21 protein-coding genes and 1 pseudogene are annotated in these 16,131 nt (G+C 56.0%); 11 read left to right on the forward strand and 11 right to left on the reverse strand.

Annotated features, from left to right (window positions below; genetic code table 11):
* Nucleotides 1-91 precede the first annotated feature (91 nt).
* Nucleotides 92-262: pseudogene (locus tag ACR0IM_RS16140) on the forward strand (IS6 family transposase); the annotation flags it as partial.
* A 39-nt stretch (nucleotides 263-301) separates the two neighbouring features.
* Here ACR0IM_RS16140 and ACR0IM_RS16145 read toward each other — a convergent pair.
* The 4 genes from ACR0IM_RS16145 to ACR0IM_RS16160 are packed head-to-tail and all read right to left on the reverse strand — an operon-like array spanning nucleotide 302 to nucleotide 2,757.
* Nucleotides 302-1,561 carry an FCSD flavin-binding domain-containing protein gene (locus ACR0IM_RS16145; RefSeq protein WP_480594692.1) on the reverse strand — a complete coding sequence of 420 codons (1,260 nt, stop codon included), beginning with the start codon at nucleotides 1,559-1,561 and terminating at the stop codon, nucleotides 302-304.
* A 24-nt stretch (nucleotides 1,562-1,585) separates the two neighbouring features.
* Complete coding sequence (locus tag ACR0IM_RS16150; protein WP_480682531.1) at nucleotides 1,586-1,975, reverse strand: c-type cytochrome; 390 nt, start codon at nucleotides 1,973-1,975, stop codon at nucleotides 1,586-1,588.
* Nucleotides 1,972-2,304: a thiosulfate oxidation carrier complex protein SoxZ gene (gene soxZ / locus ACR0IM_RS16155; protein ID WP_480594690.1), complete on the reverse strand. Its 333-nt coding sequence runs from the start codon at nucleotides 2,302-2,304 to the stop codon at nucleotides 1,972-1,974. The genes ACR0IM_RS16150 and soxZ overlap by 4 nt, the downstream gene beginning before the upstream one ends.
* Nucleotides 2,305-2,319: 15 nt before the next feature.
* Entirely contained in the window at nucleotides 2,320-2,757 is a 438-nt protein-coding gene (locus ACR0IM_RS16160; protein ID WP_480594689.1) for a thiosulfate oxidation carrier protein SoxY, read from the reverse strand.
* A 180-nt stretch (nucleotides 2,758-2,937) separates the two neighbouring features.
* Between ACR0IM_RS16160 and ACR0IM_RS16165 the strand changes: the two genes are divergently transcribed.
* From ACR0IM_RS16165 to pqqE, 9 genes are all read left to right on the forward strand, one after another.
* Entirely contained in the window at nucleotides 2,938-3,684 is a 747-nt protein-coding gene (locus tag ACR0IM_RS16165; RefSeq protein ID WP_480682532.1) for an ABC transporter ATP-binding protein, read from the forward strand.
* Nucleotides 3,681-4,472 (forward strand): ABC transporter permease, encoded by a 792-nt coding sequence (locus ACR0IM_RS16170; protein WP_480594687.1) that lies wholly within the window; start codon nucleotides 3,681-3,683, stop codon nucleotides 4,470-4,472. The genes ACR0IM_RS16165 and ACR0IM_RS16170 overlap by 4 nt, the downstream gene beginning before the upstream one ends.
* Nucleotides 4,469-6,070, forward strand: coding sequence for a sensor histidine kinase (locus ACR0IM_RS16175; RefSeq protein ID WP_480682533.1), 1,602 nt, complete (start codon nucleotides 4,469-4,471; stop codon nucleotides 6,068-6,070). Before ACR0IM_RS16170 ends, ACR0IM_RS16175 begins: the two co-directional genes overlap by 4 nt.
* Nucleotides 6,071-6,079: 9 nt before the next feature.
* The gene (locus ACR0IM_RS16180) at nucleotides 6,080-6,763 is read left to right on the forward strand and encodes a response regulator transcription factor (protein WP_480682534.1); all 684 of its coding nucleotides are present in this window, start codon (nucleotides 6,080-6,082) and stop codon (nucleotides 6,761-6,763) included.
* 101 nt (nucleotides 6,764-6,864) lie between these two features.
* Nucleotides 6,865-6,966 carry a pyrroloquinoline quinone precursor peptide PqqA gene (pqqA, locus tag ACR0IM_RS16185; protein WP_085823998.1) on the forward strand — a complete coding sequence of 34 codons (102 nt, stop codon included), beginning with the start codon at nucleotides 6,865-6,867 and terminating at the stop codon, nucleotides 6,964-6,966.
* Between the two features lie 23 nt (nucleotides 6,967-6,989).
* A complete protein-coding gene (pqqB, locus tag ACR0IM_RS16190) occupies nucleotides 6,990-7,886 on the forward strand; it encodes a pyrroloquinoline quinone biosynthesis protein PqqB (protein ID WP_480682535.1) in 897 nt (298 codons plus the stop codon).
* Nucleotides 7,883-8,632 (forward strand): pyrroloquinoline-quinone synthase PqqC, encoded by a 750-nt coding sequence (pqqC, locus tag ACR0IM_RS16195; RefSeq protein ID WP_480594683.1) that lies wholly within the window; start codon nucleotides 7,883-7,885, stop codon nucleotides 8,630-8,632. The genes pqqB and pqqC overlap by 4 nt, the downstream gene beginning before the upstream one ends.
* On the forward strand, nucleotides 8,632-8,904 hold the full coding sequence (pqqD, locus tag ACR0IM_RS16200) for a pyrroloquinoline quinone biosynthesis peptide chaperone PqqD (RefSeq protein ID WP_480594696.1): 273 nt from the start codon (nucleotides 8,632-8,634) through the stop codon (nucleotides 8,902-8,904). The genes pqqC and pqqD overlap by 1 nt, the downstream gene beginning before the upstream one ends.
* The gene (pqqE, locus tag ACR0IM_RS16205; RefSeq protein WP_480682536.1) at nucleotides 8,904-10,016 is read left to right on the forward strand and encodes a pyrroloquinoline quinone biosynthesis protein PqqE; all 1,113 of its coding nucleotides are present in this window, start codon (nucleotides 8,904-8,906) and stop codon (nucleotides 10,014-10,016) included. The genes pqqD and pqqE overlap by 1 nt, the downstream gene beginning before the upstream one ends.
* A gap of 3 nt (nucleotides 10,017-10,019) precedes the next feature.
* Here pqqE and ACR0IM_RS16210 read toward each other — a convergent pair whose 3' ends face one another.
* Genes ACR0IM_RS16210 through ACR0IM_RS16240 form a run of 7 tightly spaced genes read right to left on the reverse strand, consistent with a single transcriptional unit; the run spans nucleotide 10,020 to nucleotide 15,231 of the window.
* Nucleotides 10,020-10,616, reverse strand: coding sequence for an ABC transporter ATP-binding protein (locus ACR0IM_RS16210; protein ID WP_480642258.1), 597 nt, complete (start codon nucleotides 10,614-10,616; stop codon nucleotides 10,020-10,022).
* The gene (locus ACR0IM_RS16215; RefSeq protein ID WP_480642256.1) at nucleotides 10,613-11,362 is read right to left on the reverse strand and encodes an ABC transporter permease; all 750 of its coding nucleotides are present in this window, start codon (nucleotides 11,360-11,362) and stop codon (nucleotides 10,613-10,615) included. The genes ACR0IM_RS16210 and ACR0IM_RS16215 overlap by 4 nt, the downstream gene beginning before the upstream one ends.
* A 6-nt stretch (nucleotides 11,363-11,368) precedes the next feature.
* Entirely contained in the window at nucleotides 11,369-12,334 is a 966-nt protein-coding gene (locus ACR0IM_RS16220; RefSeq protein WP_480594679.1) for an ABC transporter substrate-binding protein, read from the reverse strand.
* Nucleotides 12,335-12,353: 19 nt separating this feature from the next.
* A complete protein-coding gene (locus ACR0IM_RS16225) occupies nucleotides 12,354-12,605 on the reverse strand; it encodes a PepSY domain-containing protein (protein ID WP_480682537.1) in 252 nt (83 codons plus the stop codon).
* A 12-nt stretch (nucleotides 12,606-12,617) separates the two neighbouring features.
* Nucleotides 12,618-13,055, reverse strand: coding sequence for a cupredoxin domain-containing protein (locus ACR0IM_RS16230; RefSeq protein WP_480594677.1), 438 nt, complete (start codon nucleotides 13,053-13,055; stop codon nucleotides 12,618-12,620).
* A 19-nt stretch (nucleotides 13,056-13,074) separates the two neighbouring features.
* Nucleotides 13,075-14,046, reverse strand: coding sequence for a YVTN family beta-propeller repeat protein (locus ACR0IM_RS16235; protein ID WP_480682538.1), 972 nt, complete (start codon nucleotides 14,044-14,046; stop codon nucleotides 13,075-13,077).
* Nucleotides 14,047-14,058: 12 nt separating this feature from the next.
* Nucleotides 14,059-15,231, reverse strand: a complete 1,173-nt coding sequence (locus ACR0IM_RS16240) for an ABC transporter substrate-binding protein (RefSeq protein WP_480682611.1) — start codon at nucleotides 15,229-15,231, stop codon at nucleotides 14,059-14,061.
* A gap of 321 nt (nucleotides 15,232-15,552) precedes the next feature.
* On the opposite strand from ACR0IM_RS16240, the gene ACR0IM_RS16245 reads away from it, so the two are divergent.
* Nucleotides 15,553-16,092, forward strand: coding sequence for an SRPBCC family protein (locus tag ACR0IM_RS16245; protein ID WP_480682539.1), 540 nt, complete (start codon nucleotides 15,553-15,555; stop codon nucleotides 16,090-16,092).
* The last annotated feature ends 39 nt before the right edge of the window (nucleotides 16,093-16,131 follow it).

Below are 16,131 nucleotides of genomic sequence, written 5' to 3' on the forward strand. Positions count from 1 at the left end.
ACAATCTCTTTGGGCTTCGGTCACTTGTTGGCCATCCTTGGCCCTCCGTTTTCCAAACATAACGGTGGACCAGTTCAGTTGGGGAGGCTCACGGTTCATCAAACGTCGGATTAGGCCCATGCCGGGTTACAAGTCTTTCGATTCAGCTGCATTTGTCCTTGCCGGTATCGAACTGGCACGCGTGATCCGCAAAGGTCAATTCACTCCTGGCCGCTCGACATTTCAGCAGTTTGCTCAACTGGCGGAATATACTGCCAAATAGTTCTGTCTATTCTGCTCTGAAGAAATTTTGCGACTTAACCTATTCAAACATATCTGCAGATATGGCGCCGTACCAATTCTCAGATTCTTCGTATGTTGATTTGCGTAGAATAGCGTCTTCGCCGACTTGACTGATAAAACCGTCAACGCGTGCTATTTTCTCTTCGGTCGCCTCATAGGTCGCACCGACTTTGACACCGTCACTGACCGCGATCAATGACCAGCATGTGTTTGCGTATCTTGGCGGGAATATCCGTGACCCGGTCAGCGCACCGCGGACGGCATTTGCGCAGACCTTGGCTTGCGAATTGGCCGAAAAACCGGATTTTGGCATGTCACCCTGTTCACTTGCGTCGCCCAGAACATAAACATCCGGGTCAGCTTTTGAGGACATGTCAGCCGAGTTCACCGGAGCCCACCGGTCATCCGTAACGCCTGCGAGTTCAGCAATGCGTCCGGCTTTCATAGCAGGAATGACGTTGCAAACGTCAACGGTCATTTCATCGCCGTCAATTGTCAGGGTCATCCGGTCCGGGTTGACCGAGACTTCCCCACCGCCAAATTCTTCGCCGATCCAGTCAATCATGCCAGGATAGTGCGTGGCCCAGCCGTCCTCGAATAGCGCCATTTTGGAGAATTTTGGCTTCGGGTCAGCAATGATAATTTTGGCGGTTGGGTTGGTATTCTTCAAAACATGGGCGACCATTGAAATTCGCTCGTAAGGACCCGGTGGGCAGCGATAGGGGTTTGGAGGCGCGACCATCGCATACACGCCACCTTCAGGCATGGCATCAATTTTTGCGCGCAGCAGCTGGGACTGAGACCCCGCTTCATATGCGTGGGGCATTTTGTTCTGCGCAGATAGATCCCAGCCTTTGACAGACCCTTCAACGAAATCAATACCTGGCGCCAGTATCAACTTGTCATAGGGCAGCGCCTGCCCCCCCGCCAAAGTTACAGTCTTACCGACCCGATCAACCGCGATGGCCCAGTCATGGATGACATTGATACCGTACTTTGCGGCAAGCGCACCGTAGGTGTGCCCTATATCCTCGATCGTTTTCAGGCCACCAATATAAAGATTGGAGAAGAAGCAGCTGAAATAAACCTGTGACGGCTCGACTAGGGTAACATCAATTGCACCATCGCTATCCTTGGCAATGTAGCGGGCTGCCGTGGCCCCGCCGGCCCCGCCACCTACTACGACGACCCGGGGTTTTCCGCTGCTTTCCGCCAGAACTGCGGGTGCAGACAAAGCTCCTGTCACGGCACCCATAAACTTGCGTCTATTCCACGTCATCTGAACCCCTCCCTGCGGCTCTTGTCACTCCAGCACGTTAAAGTATGCCGCCAACGCTGCTATTTCTTCATCCTTCAGACGCCCGGCCATCATCTGCATGATCGGATGTTCACGCTGTTTGCTCTTATACGCCAGCATCGCATCCACGAAGACGTTGGGATCAAGACCGACAATCTGTGGAATACTGTCCGTCTCGGCATTGACTTGATGACAGGTCACACATTCCGCAGACAGATATGCACCTAGTTCGACATCTCCGTCTTCCTCCTCTGCCGTTGCCTCGGCGATGGACAAAACGCCAAAACAGGCGCAGGTGGCGAGGATGGCCTTCCTCATCGTTGTTCCACAGTTTTTCAACGCCCAAAGCTCGCAAATTCCGCGCGTGATCAGAACCACCACTTTCGCCAGCATCATGATACGACCGAGATCGCGCGGCTGTCGGTGTAGATCGCACCGTCATCGTCAAACCAACTGAAGGTAAAAACACCCGGACCCGGCACAATTGCCTGAAACTCGAAAAATGGGTTGGTCGATATACCGGGGCCGATGTCGAGGTCGACAACTATCTCTCCTTCGAACTCACACAGAAAGCGATGAATGATCGACCGCCGAGTGGGCTGGCCATCTGAATCAAGGCGATGACCGGATTCCATGCGGTGGGTGATCAGGGTCTTGATCGTGACCACGTCACCAGCGCGGGCCTGTTTGGGCAACTTGACGCGGGTTTTGACACCTGTGGCCATGTCACATCTCCTCTGTCATGCGCAACCGCCCACAACGACCGAGACCGCCCGTGTACCACGGCGAACACTGCGGTCTGGCAGACGCGCGAGGGCCAAAACCTCTTGGGATTGTCCCAGACGCATGCGCGTTGAAATGGCGTGCGCGCCAGCCAAAGGCCCGAACCGAGCCCTGAGAACCGGCAAAACCGGATTGCCGGGCGCGATCAACATGACTTCCTCTGCAGAGACAGCGTTAATGGTCACCGGCACGCGATAGCCATCTTCGGCAATGGCTTCCATATCAATGGAAACGCCGCTGTCCTCAATCAGTGCTTCACCAGCAAAACCAGCGATCAATTCTTCCAGCGTCGCGACGTTCGGCAAAGCCACCAAATCCTGCGCGCGCGCAGGCAAGGCAAGGCACATCAAAGCCCAAAGGCTCACCTGTAGTGCATCGCGCCGATTTAAGGACATTGCGGTCCTTTCTCATTGGTCTGACGCCGATATTACCTGCGCCATCACTGTTCGGATACATAACATATCCGTGAACCTTCACATACTTAAGTCGCGGTCGGGCCCCAGACAGGAAGGTTGAGAAACGCGACCCGACATTGCAAGCTGCGGTCAAGCCCCATGGTTCGGGACGGAGGAAGAATGTCAAATACGCGGCACTCGGCAAAAGCCAATCCCGGTCTCGCCGTAAGCGAGTTGAGTTTTTATTATGGTGCCAAAGCAGCTTTGGATGCTGTCTCTTTCGAGGTATCAGCAGGAACTTTCTGCGGGCTGCTCGGCCCGAATGGGGCCGGAAAATCGACGCTGGTGTCCTTGCTGACGCGGTTGCTTGTGGCGCCGGATGGTAAAATCAGTGTTGCGGGTCACAATCTGCGCCAAGCCCCCCGCAAAGCGCTAGCTAAGCTCGGCGTGGTCTTTCAACAACCAACCCTGGATCTGGGTTTGACGGTGCGCCAGAACATGACTTATTTCGCCGCCTTGCACGGGTTGCAGCGATCGGAGGTTCCTGCCCGTATCGACACAGCACTGGATCGGTTAAACATGCGGGAACGTGCCGGGGAGCGCGTGCGTGACCTGAATGGCGGTCATCGCCGCCGCATGGAGTTGGCGCGTGCTCTGTTGCATGACCCTACAGTGCTGTTGTTGGACGAGCCAACTGTCGGGCTCGATGCCGCGGCAAGGCAGGCGATAACTGACCATGTGCACGATCTGGCGGCACAGGGACTGTGTGTTCTGTGGGCCACCCACCTGACAGATGAAGTGCGCGACGATGACCAGTTGTTAGTGCTGCATCGAGGTCAGATTCTGGCTCGCGGCCAGACAGGCGACCTGCGAGGTGATCAAACGCTGTCCGATTGGTTCCTGTCGCAAACCGAGGTCCCGGCATGAGCGGATTCTGGGGTGTTGCACGCGCCATCATCGGGCGCGAGTTTCTGCGTTTCATCCATCAACGCGAACGGTTTCTTGCGGCTTTGGTCCGTCCTATGGTGTGGCTATTGATTTTCGCGGCAGGGTTTCGGGCGGCCCTCGGCCTGTCGATCATCCCACCCTATCAGACCTACATCACATATGAGACCTACATCGTTCCGGGCCTCTGTGCGATGGTTCTTCTGTTTAACGGGATGCAAAGCTCGCTCAGCCTTGTCTACGACCGCGAAATGGGCTCGATGCGCCTCTTGCTGACCAGTTCGTTCCCGCGCTGGTGGTTGTTGTTCTGCCGCCTGCTGGGATCAACGGCAATATCCATTATGCAGGTCTACACATTTCTAATGCTGGCTGCGCTGTTCGGAATTGTCCTGCCACTCCCCGGCTACGTAGCGGTTTTGCCGGGATTGGTTTTGGGTGGCCTTATGTTGGGAGCGCTGGGTCTGGTGCTGTCCAGTTTCATCAAACAACTGGAAAATTTCGCCGGGGTGATGAACTTTGTCATCTTCCCGATGTTCTTCCTGTCCTCGGCCCTCTACCCCTTGTGGAGAATGGCCGAAAGCTCCCCTTTGCTGCGCGATATCTGCGCCTTCAATCCGTTTACGCATGTGGTCGAATTGATCCGGTTTCTGTTTTACCTGCAGATCAACTGGGGGGCTCTGTTGTGGGTTCTGGCGTCAACTGTTGTTCTGTGCACGATTGCCGTATGGGGATATGATCCGGCCCGTGGTCTGATGAAGCGGAAATCATGACGACCAAACCCGAAACCACCAAACGCAGCCTGCTTTTGAAAACCCGTTTAGGCCTCGGTGCGGTTGTGCTTGGATCCGGAACCCTGTTGACGGCGGCTATCCTCTATTTCGGTATGCAAACCGTCGCCAGCCGCCTGGAAACGGCGCTTGCTTCGGAAACCCGGATGGCACGCTATGCCGCTTTGTCGACCCAAGCCGCCACCTTTCTGGTGATCGCAACGGAATCGATCCAGACCGGCCAATCCGCCGAAACCCGACTGGATCGCCTTGCCCCAATTCGGGACCAGATCGGGACAACCTTTCTGCAACTTCGCTCTGATGTGGAGGAGGCCGTTGCCGCCGTTCAGTCGCTCGGGCTGGACGAGCAGTCCCGGTACGGTACCCAATCCCTTGGTCTGGCCAGAATGGAGGCGCTGCTAGCCAACACGCTGGACGGGCTTGCTGATACAGAAGCCGATCAGGCACGGCTGCGCGCCCATATCGAATCGTTTGCTTCGGCATTTGATCCCTTGCTCAGTCAGGCCGTGAATACCGAGGTTCTGTTTCGAAATTCCATTTTAGCCGGGATCGAAATGACGCGTTTGACGCTGACTTGGGTGGCATTGGCACTTGCACTATTCGCCTTGCTCAGCACGGCGTGGTTTTACTTTGGGCTGGTGCGACCACAATTCTCTCGTCTGGACCGGCTGCGCAACGCGGCAGTTCAGGTTGGCAAATCCGAGTTTGCAATTTCGCTGCCAGAAACCCGCAACGATGAGATCGGCCAATTGTATGGCGAGACCAATCGAATGGCGGGTGCATTGAAAAAACGACAAGAGGAGGTTGATGCAGAATGGACCGGATTGAACGAGACGATTGCTAAACGCACGCGGGAACTTCGTGCGGCAAACGATACCTTGTCCAAGATTGACGAGAATCGCCGCCGCTTTTTTGCTGATATCAGCCACGAATTACGCACACCGCTGACGGTTATCATGATGGAATCACAAATTGGCCAACGGGATAGTCAAACCGCGCCAGAGACTTTGGCGACGATCGAGTCTAGCGCAGCAAAACTGAACCAGCGCATTGACGATTTGCTGCGTGTTGCGCGATCTGAAACCGGGGAACTGGCTTTGGAACTGCGAAATGTTGCGCTGCGCACGTTAATGCAAACCGTTGCGCGTGACATTAAGCCTGAAATCGACAGCGCCAGCATGCATCTTGAAGTGGGCGAATTCCCGAATTGTACCTTGCATTGCGACCCGAACTGGATTCGTCAGGTCTTGCTTAGTCTTTTGCGCAATGCGATCCGGCACGCACGCGATGGCAAAGCACTGTCGCTTTCGGGTCAATCAGAAGGTGGGATTGTTCATATACAGCTAACCGACAACGGTCCGGGAATTCCCGAGGGCGCGCAAAGTCAGATATTTGAACGCTTTGTTCAGGGCGGGGCGGCGAACAGTCAGGGATTTGGCGTCGGACTGGCTTTGGCCAGATGGGTCGTCGAGGCACATGAAGGATCGATCTCGATAATCAGCCCGGTCTTAAGTGATCGCGCTCTGGGTGCGAATGCCGGTACAAATGTCTGCATTCGATTGCCGTTGTCAGAGGCTTAGAATGATCCCATGGCCTCGAAACTGTTGATCATAGACGACGACCCGAAAATCACCTCGGCCCTTGTCCGGGGCCTGTCACTACACGGCTACTCGGCCGAAGCAGAGAACCGCGCCGATCAAGGGTTGGCGCAGTTGAAAAGCGGTGCATTCTCAGGTGCAATTGTTGATGTCATGCTGGGCGCCGACAGCGGTATCGAACTGGTCCGGTCTGCGCGCGAAGCTGGTGTCGCGATCCCTATACTGATGCTGTCGGCCCTCTCAGACGTCGACCACCGCGCGGCCGGGCTGGAAGCCGGAGCCGACGACTATGTCGTGAAGCCCTTCAGCTTTGACGAACTTGTTGCCCGGTTGCAGGTACAGGAACAACGCGTGCTTTCGCAACGTCCCGATCCCGCGCGGATATCAACACAGGACAGAACCCTCACCACACGAGAAACACACATTACGCTGACAGAACGCGAATTCGATCTGCTCGTGCTGCTCAACAGCAAAGCGGGAACGCCCATCTCACGCGGGGAACTGTTTGATACGCTCTGGTCGCAGGAGGGATCCAGTAACGAAAATGTGGTCGATGTCTACATTGGGTATCTGCGCAAGAAGCTGGGATCCGGTGATTTTGGATTTGAAATCATAACGATTCGCAATCAGGGCTTTTGCCTTCAAGGGGTGGCTCCATTGTCGGATGACACCTGAGTACCGACCAAAGTCTAAATCCTTCTTATGAATTAAGAGTCGCACGGGCGCATGAGACCTGCCACATTGATCCCTAGCACATCTTAAAGGAGGACCCCGATATGGCTTGGAGCAAACCTGTTATCCGCGAAATCGAGTGCGGCATGGAAATCAACATGTATGGCCCCGATCATGATGATGAGCGTGGCGGCGGCTTGATCTGATCAGACGCAAGCGCCAACATTAGATGACGTTGCGCGCGATAATACTTGGGGCCGCTGCTGGCGGCGGCCTTCCGCAATGGAACTGCGGATGTGAAAACTGCAATCTGGCACGACGCGGAGAAATTCCTGCGCAAACGCAGTCGTCGCTCGCCGTGTCCCCCGATGGCCAAAACTGGGCTGTCCTGAACGCTTCTCCGGATATTCGAACGCAGCTGGGCAATACGCCCCTCCTGTTTCCCACAGGGTTGCGAGAGTTGCCGGTTCAATCGGTGCTGGTGACAAACGGGGATATCGACCATGTCGCGGGCTTGCTCACGTTACGCGAGATGCAGCCATTCACGCTGTTTGCCACCAATAGCATTCATGGCGTCATTGGAGAAAACCCAATTTTTGATGCCTTGAATGCCTCTATTGTGAAACGCATGCCGATTTCGCTGAATGAGCCCTTTGAACTTGTTCCAAACCTTACGGCGACCTTGTTTCCAGTGCCCGGCAAGGTACCTCTGTATCTGGAAGGGGACCATGTTCAAACCGATCTGGTGGGTGAACAAACTGTGGGTGTGGCGCTTCGTACGCAGGGAAAGACAGCCTATTATATCCCGGGCTGTGCTGCTTTGACGCCCGAGTTGCGCGCTCAGCTTGAAGGTGCCGACCTCTTGTTTTTTGACGGCACGCTCTGGCAGGATGATGAGATGGTGCGCGCAGGGCTGGGGCAGAAAACGGGTAAGCGTATGGGGCATATGTCGATGGACGGCCCCGACGGCTCGATCGCCGGGTTCGCTGATCTGCAGATCGGACGGAAAGTCTTTGTTCACATGAACAACACCAATCCGGTTCTGCGCCCCAACAGTGCCGAGAAAGCTCGGGCGCAGGCCAAGGGCTGGACGATAGGTGAGGATGGAATGGAGATCACGCTATGACCCAAAGCCGCGAAGATTTCGAAGCCCGGCTGCGCCAGATCGGAGCCGAGCGCTATCACGACCTTCATCCTTTTCATCATCGCCTGCACAGCGGCCAATGCACCTCCGACGAAGTCCGCGCCTGGGTTATCAACCGCTACTACTATCAGCATTCCATCCCGATGAAGGACGCCGCCTTCATGTCGCGCGTTGAAGATCCGGCCCTACGTCGCGCCTGGCGGTCGCGGATCGAAGATCATGACGGTACAGAAGAGAACGAAGGTGGCATCCGGCGCTGGTTGCGACTGGCCGAAGCGGTCGGTCTGGATCCGGAATACGTCGCCACATGTGACGGCGTATTGCCTGCCACCAAGTTTGCGGTGGACGCTTATGTACGATACGTCCGCGAAAAAACATTGCTAGAGGCGGTTGCGGCCTCACTCACTGAGCTATTTGCACCCAAGATTCATGCCAACAGGATCGAAGGTCTGCTTCAGCACTACGATTTTGCGGATGACAGCTCACTTGCCTATTTCCGCAACCGCCTGAAAGAAGCCCCCAAGGATGTGGCCTTTGGTCTGGCGTGGGTATTGGATCATGCCGACACCGCAGAAAAACAGGAAGCGGCGTCCAAAGCGCTGATATTCAAGACTGATGTCCTCTGGTCGCAGTTGGATGCCTTGTGGGGTGCCTATGTTGAGCCCGCCCGCATTCCTCCGGGTGCCTGGAAACCGGACACTGGTCTGCTGATGCGGCGGGCATCATGATGCTGGCGCAGGAGGTCCCCTCGCTCCCGCGCGGTGTCCGTATCCATTTCGATTCCGTACGGGAAAAATGGGTGCTGTTGGCGCCTGAACGGGCCGTAACGCTGGATCAGATCGGGCAAGCGATCTTGCACGAAGTCGACGGCCAGCGCAGCTTTGGACAGATCACGGCAATTTTGTCCAAAAAATACAGCGCCCCGGAAGAGCAGATCGCCGAAGACAGTTCAGGTTTTCTGGATGCCCTGCGGGCGCGGCGTTTTCTGGATGTGATTTGATGCAGACAAAGACCCCACCACCCATCGCCATGTTGGCCGAGCTGACGCATCGTTGCCCATTGTCCTGTCCTTATTGCTCCAACCCGGTCGAAATGGCGAAGCTCGACAGCGAGTTGGATACCGAGACCTGGGCTCGCGTTTTCCAAGAGGCTGCCGCGCTTGGAGTCTTACAACTGCATTTGTCAGGCGGCGAACCCGCATCCCGCCGGGATCTGGTCGCGTTAGTCAAAGCCGCGCGCGTAGCCGGGTTATACACCAACCTGATCACTTCGGCGATCGGCCTGTCCGAACGACGCCTGAACGACTTGGATGAGGCTGGTCTGGACCATATACAGTTGTCTCTTCAAGGCACCGATGCAGCGATGGCGGATAAAGTGGGCGGGTACCGGGGTGGGTTTGACCGTAAGATGAAAACGGTCGAATGGATCAATCAAATCGGGTTCCCGCTGACCCTGAACTTTGTCCTGCACCGCCACAACGCGCACCAACTGCCACGGGCGCTGGAACTGGCACAGGAAATGGGCGCTCGGCGGATCGAAGTTGCAACGGTGCAATTCCACGGCTGGGCATTGAAGAACCGGGATGCTTTGATGCCCACGCGGGAACAGGCGCAGCAGGTGACGAAACAGGTGACCGAAGCGCGAAAAGCACTCAAAGGGCAGTTGGTCATCGACTATGTCCCGGCGGATTATCATGATGACTATCCCAAACGATGTATGGGCGGTTGGGGCACCACCGGGCTGAACGTGGCACCTGACGGTCAGGTTCTGCCCTGCCATGCGGCACAGTCCATTCCGCATCTGACATTTGATCGGATACAGGAAAAACCGCTTGCGGACATCTGGTACAATAGTCGTGCATTCAATGCTTACCGCGGAACCGACTGGATGTCGGACCCCTGCAAAACATGCGAACGGAAAACCATAGATTTCGGAGGCTGCCGCTGTCAGGCCATGGCCATTATCGGAGACGCAAGCGCCACCGATCCGGTGTGCATCAAATCGCCCCATCATCAGGCTTTGCAGGATCAGGCAAACGAACATGCAGCCAAAGCGGAAGCGCCCTTTGTCTATCGCGTCTCACCCGGGGCAGCAACTGAACCTGCGGAGTAATTCCTACCCCAAAACAGCACCGTTTTGCCCGGATATCAGGTTGAGTATCCGGTCGGAAAGTCGTTGCGCTTCGGATTTGGAATGGGTCACAAACAGGGTGGCTGGGCCATGCTGCGCGATCAGACCCTCGGTTAGAGTCAGCATCGTCTCGGATGTTTCGGCGTCCAGAGAAACAAAGGGCTCGTCCATAATCAGAAACTCGGGCTGCCCGGCAAAGGCGCGCGCCAGCGATAACCGACGCTGCTGACCCAACGACAATTGCCCGGGAAACAAGTCCCCCTTTCCCTCCAATCCAACGTCGGACAGAGCGACTTCAGCATCGGCGCGGGACAAGCCCGGGTGGATCAGGATCAGATTATCAAAAGCAGAACGCCAGGGCAGCAAAGTGGGTTCCTGAAACACAATCGCCAGCCGATCCGGCCGCACGATCTGGCCGTCAAAGTCAGGATCGATACCGGCTACCAATCGCAGTAGCGTTGTCTTTCCGATACCCGATGGCCCGGTCAGCGCGACCGTTTCCCCTGCAGCGACATCAAAAGAAATGGGACCTAAGACAACATCATTACCAAAGCGTTTCTGCCGGATGTCGATGCGTATCATGCGGCTCTCCACCGTCGAGCCTTGCGCTCCCATGGCTGCAAAACCAACCATTCGACGACCAGCATGACCGCAATGAATGAAAACGCATAGACCAGCACCATAGCCACATCAAACAGTTGAAAATACAAGTGGATTTGAAAACCGACGCCAGATGAGCGCCCAAGAAACTCGACCACAAGCACGATCTTCCAGATCAGGGAAAGCCCGGACCGCGCAGCAGCCGCAATAAACGGGGCAATCTGCGGCAGGATCACATGACGCAGTCGTGTTTGCCTCGGCAATCGGTAGACTTGGGCCATTGCGTCTAAGTCCGGACTTAACGCTCTGCCCCCCTCGCGAAGGATCGTCGCAACATTAGGAATTTTGTTCAAGGTTACGGCCGTAATCGCCGCCACCTCGGTCAATCCGATCCAGAGATAGCACAGCACGATCAGCACCAAGGCCGGCAAATTCAGGAAGATGACCAGCCACGGGTCGAGCCAGCGGTTCAGCGCCTCTGAACGCCCCATGGCCAGCCCAATAGCCGTTCCCAAGGTCATCGCCAACGCAAAGGCCCAGATCACTCGCAACAAAGTCGCACCAAGGCTTCGCAGCAATTCCCCCGAGACCAGTTCCTTCTGAAACCGGGGGATCAGATCCCAGGGCTGCGGCAGAATCTGCGGGTCTGCGGTCAGAAAGGCCGCAACAATCCAAAACGCCACAAGGCCCGCGATGGACATAAGCGGCGTGAGGCGTGTGTCTTGCATCAAATCCTATTCCACGTCAGCAAACAGACCTTGTGGCACTTTTGTTGCTTCACCGACCAGCTCGGCTCCACCCAATTCGGTCATCAGTTCCAGCATCTTGTTGGCGGCATCCGCGTCAACAGGGCTGCGATCAGGAATTCCTGCGATCCAATCGGCTTTGAGCTGTTCAAACTGCGTGTCGGATTTCGCGTTCATACGAGGGCGGATCGCCTCCCATGCAGCAGGAGAATTGGCCAGCAGGTCCTTGGCGTCGCGGCTGGCGGCGAACAGGTTTTGCGCAAGGTCCGGGTTTTCGTTTAGAAAGCGCTCCTTCAGGTAATAGCCCAACAGTGGCGTGTTTAAGTCGAGGCCAAGCGCCTGCCCGGCATCTTCGACCGAAATCAGCTCTTTCATGCCCGACGCTTTCATCTTGGCCAGAAAGTGCCAGAAATTGATCGCCCCCGCGTAATCTCCTCCAAGAGCGGATTTGAAGATCAGTGGCGGAGCGCCGAATACCTGCTCGGTGTCGGCTTTCAGATCCATGCCATATTCCTGCGCTGCATAGGCACGCAGGATCAGCCAGGATTTGTCCAGCGGTCCACCGGCAATGCCTATCTTGCCACCTGCCAAATCCTTCAAACTGGTCGCAGGGCTGTCAGCGGGCACAACCACCCCTCCGACAGCTTTGGAATAAGGGATAAAGACATAGTCTTTCCCAGCAGCCCTTTGACGCGCCACCCAAATCCAGTCAGCGACGGCCAGATCAGCTTCGTCACCTTCGACCGCGATGCGGGTTGCGCCATTGTCGGCAAAAGGCTGAACATCAAGAATGAAGCCATGTTTCCTGTCCAGACCGTTCTGGCGAATGGTCTCCAATTCCCAATTCACCGTCCCGATCTTGAGTACCGCAGCGCGAATGGTTGGTAGGGTATCGGCGTCCAGAGCGCCCGCCGTGAAGACCAGCGCAAGGCAGGCGGCAAATAGTTTGATCATGACTTCATCCCTTCACCCGCTACTCCGCCTTTCTGCTGACTTCATTCAGATCTTTATCCAGCTTGATGTCGAACTGGTTGCCACCCTTACAGATGACGTCGTCCAGATCATAACCGTCGTCTTCAGCTTCGATGTCATCCGGATCCATCTGACATTCGATGGACGCAAGATAGGCTTCGATCTTTTCGACAATTGCCGCATCAATATCGTCGGCGAATGCTGGTGCCGCTATTAGTCCGGCAATCAACAAAACTCCCGCCTTTCTCATCATGCTATCCTTTCTCTATTGAATACTGACTGTGATACGTTGCGAGTCACCTGTAGAACCGGGGATGCGAATTTCATGGCTGCCGGGTTTGATTGCGATAAACGACAGCTCCGCTACGCCAGCCTTGTCGAACTCGATGCTGTCCACCGCCATCGGGCGGATTTCGATCTTGTTGATCACGATCTCATTCATCCAGATAGCGCGAAAGAAAGATGGCCCCTCGATCGCCAATTCCGCGGAACCATCGGCGGTAATCTCAAGCTTGTAATACGCGCCGGATTGCAGAACCACGTCCTCACCCAGCGGTTGCCCCGAAGCGAGCGTCAGCTTGATGGTGTCACCTCGGTTGCATTTCGCCAGAAGACCGGCAAATCCCAGATCATCACAGAGCGGGGCCGCCGAAACTGGCCCGCCTAACGTTGCAACCATCGCGGCAATCATGAGTTTTTTCATTCACGTCCCTCCCAGAACTTCAGTCAATGGTCACCACGCCCCAGGGCTGTTGTCCGACCTGTACCGATTTTATGGCTTTCTCTGCAGCCACATTGATGACCGTGATGTCGTTTGAGTTACCATTTGTGGTCAGCAGGTATTTCTCATCCGGCGTGAAATCGAGCTGCCAGACCCGCTGCCCAACTAGGATGTAATCCAAAACCTCAAGGCTTTGTGCGTCAACGACGGCAACACGGTTTGCAGGCCCCAGAGCAACAAACAGGCGTTTGCCATCCGAGGTTACCTTCGCTCCGACGGGCTGCAACCATTCCGGTTGCACCCCGGGCACCTCGAAGCTGATTTTGCCAACAACTGTGGGCGTTCCGTCCTCGGCTATATCCATAACCGAGACTGTCCCACCGATTTCCGAGGTCACAAACAGGCGATTGCCATCGGCGGTATATTGGGCATAACGCGGGCGCTGATCGACCAGGACGTTGTGCTTGATGGTGTAATCCTCAGTGGAAATGAAATGCGCCATATTGGTGGTCTCAGAGGTGTTGACCACAAATTTGCCGTCCGGGCTCATCCCCATGCCTTCGGGTTCGACGCCGACCGGCACCTCGGCCAGAATTGTACGGGTTTCAGTATCAGTGACCGTAACCAGATTGTCGTCCTCATTGGCGATGTATAGCCGTTTACCCGAGGGTTCCAGGATGAAAAGCTCAGGGTCGGGGCCCGAGGGCAAGCTGGGCAGTTCCTCATAGGTCTCGGTATCAAATACTCGGATGATATTGTCATCCGAGGCACAAACATACAGCGTTCCGCCATCCGGGCTGACGGTGATGCCACGCGGGCGGTTGCCGCCGGGAAATTCGGTGATCACCTCCCAGGTTTCGGTATCCACCACGGTGATGGTGTTACCCCGCTCGTTCGAGACAAAGGCCTTGCCCGCCAGCGCAGGACCAGAGGTCAGCGCGGCACAGGCAACGGTCAACAATAGTCGTTTCATCAAGACCTCCGGTTATTCAAATGCCCGACAACTGGATTCCGCCCGATCCAAACCCATTGTATCGAGCGGTGAGATCTGGTGCAGGAACCCCTCCTGCGGGCTGACACTGACGGTGATCGACCCGTCATACAGAAGGATCGGCTGGCGCAGTTGCCCGTTCCAATCGCGGAACGTCACTTTCTGTCCTTTGAAGGCGGCAAGCTCGAACTGGTCCGACAAGGCATAGTCACGCACGCCGTCAGGTTCTGCCGTAATGGCGCGGGTTACCGCCTCGCCAATCACGCGCAGTGCAAGCCAGGTGTTGTAATCCTCTGGTCGAACATAGCGACCCGTCAGTTCCTCGAAACGGGTTTGGAACTGGGTTGCACCCCATGCCTCATGCGCGCCATGAAATGTTGTCGGGCGCAGGCCACCCGATCCCATCACCGGGCGCGGGGTCCAAAGGTGGTAAGACAGGTAACGCCCGAAGTAATCGGTTTCGTCTGCAGCGATCACCACATCATGATCTCGCACATCTTGTGTATCCAGCGGCAATTGGCGCTGAACCAGCACATGGCCGGAATCCGTCCGCCGAGAGCCTCCGGTATCCGCAAAAGTCCGATCCTCTGCAATCTTCGCGCCAAACTTGGTAGCCGCGCGGCGATAGGCATCAGCCAATTTGATATCTTCAGGGTTTGAACCGGCCAGCAAGAACCAATCGTCCCACTTCTTCCAGACCGCAAACTGCGCCACTGCATCAGCTGTCATGGCACGGGACGGAGCAATATGCAGCAGGTTGCCGCGGCAATTTGCATCCCGCAATTCGGTATCCGATGCCGACGCATTGAAAACCAGTACCCCAGCCTCCGCCGCCTTGTCCGCCAGGCGCAAAACGTCGGGGGCCTCGGCCAGAAGAACGATCAGGCGCACACCGTCTGATAGGATCTGGTCCATTGCAGCGTCGGCCTCTTCTGGTGAAACCGCAACGGTTGCAGTCTCGTAAGTATGTCCCAGAAATCCGCCGGTCGTGCTGTTATCTTCATCCCCGAGCGCGGCACCGGCAAAGCCCAGATCAGCCGGCTTTAGATCATATCGCGAGATCGGCAAAAGCGACGGGTAGTCGATCCGTAGCACCGCAGCTTTCACATCGATCGCCGCCGCGGTCACCGCAGAAACACACCAGAACAGCGCCGCAAGCAGCGGCAGCACGCGAATAATCAAGATGCCCTCCCGTTGCCCGAGTGATCAGGCTGGCTCATCAAGGGTGAAACGCCCTAAGAACGTAATCGATACTTTTGGCCATGTTGTAAAACAAAGCGTATCAGCTTCATGATTAAGCTCGATTCTTATTTTATAAGAATGCCCGTATGCGGTTGATCTTGCTATGGTTTCCCACGACCCCCTACGGTTTCGCAGGGGGTCGTAAAGGGAGACCTGTTAAGCGTGATTGCACGTCAGTTTTGACCGGGAACACGCGGTCGAGAGGCCGTGCCAAATACCGCCAAGCGCATTCAGGGAGGATACTGGATGAATCGACGAACGCTTCTTGCGACAACCGCTGCGTTACTGGTTCCGGGCATGGTCTGGGCCCACGGGCCGACCCGGCAGAAAGTCACGTTGACCGCCGAAGTCGCGGCCTCGCCCGAAGAGGTTTGGGCTGTTGTCGGGAACTTTGATGACATGTCATGGCATCCCGCCGTGTATGCGACCGAAGGCAAAGGCGGCAACGAGATCGACGCGACCCGGGTGCTAACACTCGGTCAGGAAGGTGGGCCGACGATTGACGAGATTCTGTATAAATACAGCGACGAAAAGATGAGCTATTCCTACCGCATCACCGAGGTCGCGGTTGAGGTGCTGCCTGTTACCAATTACTCATCGCACCTGACGGTCAAACCGCGCGACGGGGGCGGTTCGATGATCGAATGGCGCGGGGCCTTTTATCGCGGTTATCCAAACAACGATCCACCAGCCGAACTGAATGACGAAGCCGCCATCGCCGCCGTGACAGGGGTGTATCAGGCCGGCCTCGATGCGTTGATCGAGCGTTTTGGTGCGGCAAGCTAGCCGATCCTTGATATTGCTTACGGTGCTCTCTGGCAGCCC

This window comes from Ruegeria sp. BF6 (genome assembly GCF_056538665.1).